The organism is Dyella sp. 01N36, assembly GCF_056399745.1.
The window spans coordinates 1-2732 of sequence record NZ_JBFTRY010000305.1 but is presented as its reverse complement, the minus strand read 5'-3'; the positions used below and the strand labels follow the sequence as shown (position 1 = coordinate 2732).

Below are 2732 nucleotides of genomic sequence, written 5' to 3'. Positions count from 1 at the left end.
GGCCATTTCCTTCAGCGCCTCGACGTACTTGGTGGCGACGAAGTAGTTGAGCGCGTTGACATTGCCGTTGGCGATGGCCTCGGACACCATTGCGGTCGCCTTTGCCTCGGCCTCGGCGGATCGTTCGCGGGCTTCGGCGGCGCGGAATGCGGCTTCTTTTTCGCCTTCGGCGGCCAGGATGACCGACTGCTTTTCACCTTCGGCCTTGAGGATGGCCGCCTGACGGAAGCCCTCAGCGTCGAGAATATTGGCGCGCTTCTCGCGCTCTGCCTTCATCTGGCGGGCCATCGAATCGACCAGGTCGCGCGGAGGCGCGATGTCCTTGATCTCGATGCGGTTCACCTTCACGCCCCACGGATGGGTGGCTTCGTCGACCACTTTCAGGAGCTTGGCATTGATGGCATCGCGCTGGCTGAGCGATTCGTCCAGATCCATCGAACCGAGCACGGTACGGATATTGGTCATGATCAAGGCCRACGCGGCCTGCTCAAGATTGGCCACCTCATAGGCGGCCTTGGAGGCATCCAGCACCTGGTAGAACACCACGCCGTCCACGCGCACGACCGCGTTGTCCTTGGTGATGACGTCCTGCGAGGGCACGTCCAGCACCTGTTCCATCATGTTCATCTTGCGCCCGATGTTGTAGATGAAGGGCGCCAGGAAATGCAGGCCGGGTGAGAGCGTGCGCGTGTAGCGTCCGAAGCGCTCCACTGTCCATTCGTAACCCTGCGGCACGATGCGCACCAGTTTGGCGAGCACGATCACCGCGACCAGGATGATCACCAAAGCAAACAGCTGTCCCATTGCCACATCCCCGTTCCATGAAGGTTGCCCCCGAGTATAGGCGAGCGCGGAGACAAGCGATCAGCGGGTCAACGCGGCCCCAGGGGCAGGAGCAGGCTCACCCGCAGGCCGCCCTCTTCCCGGTTGGCCAGGGCGATGCGGCCGCCATGGGCTTCGGCGATCTCGCGCGCCAGGGCCAGGCCCAGACCCGTGCCCGAGCGCTTGGTGGAATAGAACGGCAGCAGCGCCTGCGCCAGCACGGTTTCGCTCATGCCGGGGCCGCGGTCGGCCACTTCGATGCGCACGTCGCGGCCGATGATCCCGAGCGATAGCGAGACCTCGTCGTCGGCACTGCCCGATTCGTGCGCGTTCTTGACCAGGTTGATCAGCACCTGCTCGATCTGCGCGGCGTCGAACCAGCCCGCTTGTTCGGGAACCGAGCCGCGCAGCTGAAACTTGCAGTGCAGCGACAAGCCGTCGAGGAACGGCTTCCAGTCGATCGCCACCGGCTGGGGTGCGGGCAGCTTGGCGAAGCTGGCGTAGCCTGCGATGAATCCATGCAGATGGCGCGCGCGCTCGCCGATGGTGGCGAACACGCCAGGCAGGCGCGCGGTATCACCGCGACGCGCCAGTTCCGCACCCGAATGCGCCAGCGAGGAAATCGGCGCCAGCGAATTGTTGAGCTCGTGGCTGATCACGCGTATCACGCGCTTCCACGTCGCCACTTCCTGGCGCGACAACTCGCGCGTCATGCGGCGAAACAGTTGCAGCCGATGCGGCCTGCCATGCAGGCGGAAGCTGCGTTGCGAGAGATGGAAGGTCTCTTCGCCGCCGTCCATTTCAACGGTGAGCAGCGCATCCTCGCCGCCTTCCACCGCACGCCGCAGCGCTTCGGGGCTGTCGCTGATCAGCTCGGCAAAGCTCAGGCCATGCAGGGTGCGGCCTTCGTTGAACAGATGGCGCGCGGCGATATTGGCGTAGGTGACACGGTTGCTCGCATCCGTGAGCACCAGCGCCACGGGCGTGTTCTGCACCACGGTATCGAGCAGCAATTCACGCTGGGCGAGGTTCTGCCGTTGTTCGCGCAGGGTCTGGCCCAGCGCGTTGTGCATGCGGATGAGTTCGCCCAGTTCGTCGCGACGCGTGGCGGCGATGGAAAAGCTGAAGTCGCCGTCGCGATAGCTGGCGACGGCGCCTTCGAGCGCACGCAGCAGCTTGGTGATCGGCGACATCACGCGATGGCCCAGCCACAGCGACAGCGGCAGCAGGAACGCGATCGAGACGATGATGCCGCCGTAGAAACCAAAGCGCGCCGGTGCACCCAGGTCAATGCCCAGATCGTGCCGCATCCACACCAGGATCTGCGGCAGCGGCCATTGGGTGACGCCGGCATAGATGAGTGCGCCGGTCAGGCCTGCAAAGCCCAGCAGGATCACCATGCGCGACTCGAGCGAACGCAAACCCAGCCGCATCAAAAGTCTCCTCCGTGAGCCATCCGCATCAGTGGCATCCCGCGCCTGGCCCCATGGGCACGCAGTTGACGTTCGGCCCGTGACCGTTGTTGATGATCACGCGGATCGGCGACTGATCGGGCGGCGACTTGTCCTTGGCGGGGTTGGCGCTGAAGTTGAAGCGTTGCGCATCGTTGGCTGCGCTGCTCAAGGTGTCGCGATAGCCGTCTGCCACCGTGCTCGCCGCGGCGGGCGGCATCGTGGGCAGCGTGAGGTTGGGAGTTTTGGAGGGTGCGCTGCCCTGGGCCCAGGCTGCAGCATTCAGGCAGCACAAGCCGATGACGAGTAGCAGGGTGCGGTGTCGCATGGCGGACTCCTTCTGCACGGTCAACATCATCCTCGGGCTTAGGGCCATGGGCAATCGCCGGGCGGTCTTGCAGCATCTGTGTGAGCGCACCCTGTGCGCGACAGGGGCTCGCGAAAGGCTGTCGCGCACAG

3 protein-coding genes are annotated in these 2732 nt (G+C 64.7%); all 3 read right to left on the bottom strand.

Annotated elements, in window-relative coordinates; all coding sequences use genetic code 11:
• Positions 1-804: SPFH domain-containing protein (locus AC1DMG_RS21420; protein ID WP_477181083.1), on the bottom strand; the 804-nt coding region annotated here is incomplete at its 3' end.
• 68 nt (positions 805-872) lie between these two features.
• Positions 873-2255 carry a sensor histidine kinase gene (locus AC1DMG_RS21415; protein ID WP_477177923.1) on the bottom strand — a complete coding sequence of 461 codons (1383 nt, stop codon included), beginning with the start codon at positions 2253-2255 and terminating at the stop codon, positions 873-875.
• A gap of 28 nt (positions 2256-2283) precedes the next feature.
• Positions 2284-2601, bottom strand: a complete 318-nt coding sequence (locus AC1DMG_RS21410; RefSeq protein WP_477181082.1) for a hypothetical protein — start codon at positions 2599-2601, stop codon at positions 2284-2286.
• Positions 2602-2732 lie beyond the last annotated feature (131 nt).